The sequence below is a fragment of the Mailhella sp. genome (assembly GCF_057866825.1).
Genome location: NZ_DBMAHT010000143.1, coordinates 1 through 4,889 on the forward strand (window position 1 = coordinate 1; position 4,889 = coordinate 4,889).

A 4,889-nucleotide genomic window follows, 5' to 3' on the forward strand; every position below is an offset into this window, starting at 1 on the left:
CAGTCTCCTCACTATGAGGTTTTCGTTTGTTTGCACCCCGACTGTCGTGGGTCTCTTCGTTTCAGGCAACCTCTCTGTTGCGTTTTAATTTACAATCTTCACAAAAGTTTTCCCTCCTTCCCCCGCCTCTCTACTCTTCCATTTGAAAATCCACGCGGATCTTGAACAGCTTTTCCGCGGGGAGGTTCATGATGCTGATGCCGGTGCGCTCTTCGATGCCTCTGATGGTTTCGCACACGCTGTCCCAGGAGGGGCCGATGAGGGTGAACCACACGTTGAAGTCGTGGTTGCGCAGGTAGTTGTGGGTGACGCCGGGCAGGGCGTTCACGTCGGCGATGAAGGCGTCGAGCTTGTCTTCGGGCACATGGGCTCCGCAGAGCGTGGAGCGGAAGCCGAGCTTGGCCGACTGGAAGTTGGCTCCCAGGCGGCGGATGATTCTTTTTTCCTTCATGGCCTTCACGCGGTCGAGGGCTTCTTCTTCGGAAATGCCGAGCTGTCTGCCCAGCGCCTCGTAGGGGCGGGGAACCAGCGGAAAGGCCGTCTGGATGATGTCCAGCAGTTTTCTGTCGATGGTGTCCAGAGCGTCGATCTGAGCCATGATGCTTCCTTGGGCGGGAAGGCGGAGCCTTGCCCGGAGAAATGTGGGCCCGCCCCGCAGGCGCGGAGCGGGCGCGGAAGGGGAAATCCCCGTTATTTTGCCGCCTTGGGCTTGTACAGGCACAAAGGTTCCTGAGCCATGGGGTCGTCGGTCATGCTGTAGGCGCGGGCGCGGCAGCCGCCGCAAACCTTGTGGTATTCGCACACGCCGCACTTGCCCTTGTAGGCGCTCTGATCGCGGAACTTGAGGAACCACGGCGTCTTTTTCCAGAGCTCGGGGAAGGGGGTGTCGCGCACGTTGCCGCAGTCGAGGGTGAGGTAGCCGCAGGGCTGGAGCTGTCCGGTATGGCTGATGAAGCAGAAGCCCGTGCCGCCGAGGCAGCCGCGGGTCATGGCGTCCATGCCGAAGTTCTCCATGTTCACGGTCACGCCTTCCTCGCGGGCCTTCTGCCGCATGATGCGGTAGTAGTGCGGGGCGCAGGTGGCCTTGAGATGCATGGAAGTGGTCTTGCGGAAGTCGTAGAACCAGTGCAGCACTTCTTCGTATTCCTCGGCGGTGATCACCTCTTCCTGAATTTCGGCGGCCCGGCCCATGGGCACGAGCAGGAAGATGTGCCAGGCCACGGCGCCGATTTTCTCGCACAGGTGGAAGATGTCCTTGAACGAGTGCAGGTTGCTCTTGGTCACCGTGGTGTTGATCTGGAATTCCACGCCTTCGGCCTTCAGGTATTCGATGCCGCGCATGGAGGCGTCGAAGGCTCCGGGCACGCCGCGGAAGGCGTCGTGGCTGGCGGCGTCGGCTCCGTCGATGGAGATGGAGCAGCGCTGGAAGCCGGCTTCCTTTATCTTGCGGGCGCTCTCGGGCGTGATGAGCGTGCCGTTCGGCGACATGACGCAGCGCAGGCCCTTGTCGCGGGCGTAGGCGGCGAGTTCATAGACGTCGGCGCGCATCATGGGATCGCCGCCGGTGAAGATGATGATGGGCTCGCCGACTTCGGGGAAGGTGTCGATGAGGGCCTTGGCTTCCGCGGTGGAGAGCTCGCCCGGATAGGGTTCGGGATGAGCTTCGGCGCGGCAGTGCTTGCAGGCCAGGTTGCAGGAACGGGTGACTTCCCAGGCGATGAGGCGGCACTTGGGAGAGCCGTCGGGCAGGAAGCGGGGCCTGGACGTGGCGGGATGGCCGCCGGGGGCTCCGTCGGGAACGCGACCCAGGGGATGCCCGCCGGGATGGCAGGCGCCCAGCGAGGAGAGGGCGGAGTCGTGGCCGTTCATCAGCGAATCCATCCTTCGCGGAGGGCTTCCACGGTGAAGTAGGTGATGATCATCTTGGCGCCGGAACGCTTGAGGCCGATGAGCGATTCCATGATGACGGCCTTGCGGTCGATCCAGCCGTTCTGGGCGGCGGCGCAGATGAGGGAGTATTCGCCGCTCACCTGATAGGTCACGAGCGGCACGTCGAAGGTGTCGTGCATGAGGCGGATGATGTCCTGATAGGGGCCCGCGGGCTTGACGATGAACATGTCCGCGCCTTCGTCGATGTCGGCCTGCATTTCACGCAGGGCTTCCTGCGCGTTGCCGGGATCCATCTGATAGGTGCGGCGATCGCCGAAGTGGGGGGCGGATTCCGCGGCGTCGCGGAAGGGGCCGTAGTAGGCGGAAGCGTACTTCACGGCGTAGGACATGATGGGAGTTTCCTCGAATCCGGCCTTGTCGAGAGCGGTGCGCAGGGCGAGCACGCGGCCGTCCATCATGTCGGAGGGAGCCACGATGTCGGCGCCGGCTTCGGCCTGGGACACGGCGGTTCTGGCGAGCAGGTCGAGGGTCTGATCGTTGAGCACGTGGCCGGTCTTGTCGCCGTCGGCAATGATGCCGCAATGGCCGTGCGAGGTGTATTCGCACAGGCACAGGTCGGTGATGACGACAAGGTCGGGCCAGTTCTTTTTAATCATGCGGGTGGCGCGCTGCACGATGCCGTCCTTGGCGTAGGCGCCGGAGCCCAGCGGATCCTTTTCGGCGGGAATGCCGAAGAGCAGCACGGCGCGCATGCCGAGCTTCACGGCTTCGCCGATTTCCTTTTCGAGTTCGGCAAGGGAAAGCTGGAACTGGCCGGGCATGGAGTTGATGGGCTGACGGAAGTGTTCGTCGGGGGTGTCCACCACGAAGTAGGGCATGATGAGATCGGCGGCGGAAAGGGAGGTTTCGCGCACCATGTCGCGAAGAGCGGGAGTGCGGCGCAGACGGCGGCCGCGATGGAAGGAAAGTTCGGTCATGACAATATCCTTTGCGCCTGAGGGGCGCGTCAACGGTCCAATGAAAACGACAAGGAAGATAACACCGGCCCCGGCCTTTGAAAAGGGCCGGAGTCACGGTCGGGGCAGTAGAACTTTTATGAGAGCGGAAGGCGAGTGAAGGGCGCTCTCGGGAGATGTTGCGCGGCAAAGGGGGCTGCGTTGCGCGATGACGCACGCCTTCTTTGGCGCGGCATGGCGTTGAGGGCCGCGCAAGGATGAGAACGTTGCCCTGCCCGGGAGCAATGCTGCGTCAGAGCTGGAAGAGGAAGACCATGACGGGCATGGTAATGACGCAAAGCAGGGTGGAGACCACGTTGATGAGGCTCGCGTATTCGCCGTTGTGTCCGTAGAGGTGGGACATCTGGGTGACGGTGGAGGCGCAGGGCGCGGCGGCCGCAAGAAAGCTGATGAGCAGAATGGTGCCGCCGTCCTTTGTCCAGGATTCGAGGCCGCTTGCGCGGAACACGAGCAGGGTGACGAGGGGCAGAACGAGAAGGCGCAGCGCCACGATGAGGGGGAGCTTGCGATAGGCGAGCACGCGTTTGAGATTCATGGAGCCTATGAGCATGCCGGTGACTATCATGCACAGGGGGCCTATCATGCTTCCCACGGCGTGAACGGCAAGCCGCGGCACTTCGGGAAAGTGCAGGCCGGTCACAAAGAGCAGCGCGCCTGCGAGCATGGCCAGAATGTTGACGTTGAAGAGAATGTTGCGCAGATGGAACTGCCCGTTCTTGTGGAGCAGGGTGTAGCAGTGCGTCCAGAAGAGGGCGGTCTGCCCTATGAGAAAGCCGCTGGTGTAGAGCACCCATTCCTGCCCGAACACGTAGATGACGATGGGAATGATGAGATTGCCGCCGTTGGAGTAGATGGCGGAAGCCTGTTCCACGGGATCGAGCCTGAGGGGACGGCGCACGAGCATGTTGAAGACGATGGCCAGCGACTGGGAAAGCGCGGCCGCAACGAGGGAGAGAAAGAGGCCCTGCAGCTTTTCCCCGGAGAAATCCACCTGAAATGCGTCGAGCATCATGCACGGGCTCACGATGTACAGGGCCACGGCGGAAAGGGGCGCGCTGTCTTCGGCCCGGAGCAGACGCAGCCGCACCACGGCATAGCCCATGAGCACCATGAGAAGCATGGCGGCTATCTGCTTGCCGAGAAGAAGGGAAATAATCATGGAAAGGCTCTTTTGGGAAACAGTGTGCGACTGTTAGGCGTCTTCGTTGAAGTAGTCAGAATCAATGCGTTTTACTTCATACGTTCTTTGCGTGGAAACGCCTACGTTATATTCGATCATCAGTTGAACAAGCTTTTCGCCGTCAATAAGAATGATGGTGGGCTGTGAAAGCAGTTTTGCGTATTCTATGGCTTCGTTGGAAAATTTTGATGTCGTAATGAACACGCCGCGCGTGGAGTGACGTCCCATAAGAGCCCCAGCAAAAGCCTGGATTTCAGGACGGCCCACAGTATTGTCCCAGCGTTTTGCCTGAAGATAAATGCTGCTTAAACCTAACTTATCTTCTTTGATGAAACCGTCTATGCCGCCGTCGCCGGTCGTTTTGAAGGCTTTTCCGGCATCCTGCAGGGAGCCGCCGTAGCCCATGGCCAGCATGACATCGACGACAAGCTGCTCAAAAAATTGTGGACTGTTGTTTTTTATGGCTTCCAGCAGTTCGGAGGCCAGTGCTCCGTTAATGGTGTTTATGGCGTTGTCTATATCTTCTTCCGGCGTGGAGTCGGACGTCATGTCCTGATGAACAGACGTTTCTTTATTGCAGGATTTTTCTTTCGATTTATTGGAATTTTTAATCCACAGGCGATAATCGGGAAACTGATATAAGTCTTTTCTGGTTAAGCTGCTGTGACTTGCCAGATAGGCAAGACCTTCGGGAGTTATTTGATATATGCCTCGACGTACACGCGACAACAAGTGAGCTATGGTAAGAAAAACCAGAGACCAGCGAATCTGATTTTTATGTTTTGACTTTCCACTGGATAACG

The 4,889-nt window shown here is 59.6% G+C and carries 5 protein-coding genes; all 5 read right to left on the bottom strand.

Annotated elements, in window-relative coordinates; genetic code table 11:
• Positions 1-130 precede the first annotated feature (130 nt).
• Positions 131-598, bottom strand: a complete 468-nt coding sequence (gene ahbA / locus ACZM96_RS09600) for a siroheme decarboxylase subunit alpha (RefSeq protein WP_489488784.1) — start codon at positions 596-598, stop codon at positions 131-133.
• A gap of 92 nt (positions 599-690) precedes the next feature.
• Complete coding sequence (gene ahbD, locus ACZM96_RS09605) at positions 691-1,869, bottom strand: heme b synthase (RefSeq protein ID WP_489488785.1); 1,179 nt, start codon at positions 1,867-1,869, stop codon at positions 691-693.
• The gene (gene hemB, locus ACZM96_RS09610; protein ID WP_489488786.1) at positions 1,869-2,867 is read right to left on the bottom strand and encodes a porphobilinogen synthase; all 999 of its coding nucleotides are present in this window, start codon (positions 2,865-2,867) and stop codon (positions 1,869-1,871) included. Before hemB ends, ahbD begins: the two co-directional genes overlap by 1 nt.
• 271 nt (positions 2,868-3,138) lie before the next feature.
• The gene (locus ACZM96_RS09615) at positions 3,139-4,065 is read right to left on the bottom strand and encodes an AEC family transporter (protein WP_489488787.1); all 927 of its coding nucleotides are present in this window, start codon (positions 4,063-4,065) and stop codon (positions 3,139-3,141) included.
• A gap of 33 nt (positions 4,066-4,098) precedes the next feature.
• On the bottom strand, positions 4,099-4,889 hold a 791-nt coding region (locus ACZM96_RS09620), incomplete at its 5' end, for a restriction endonuclease (protein WP_489488788.1).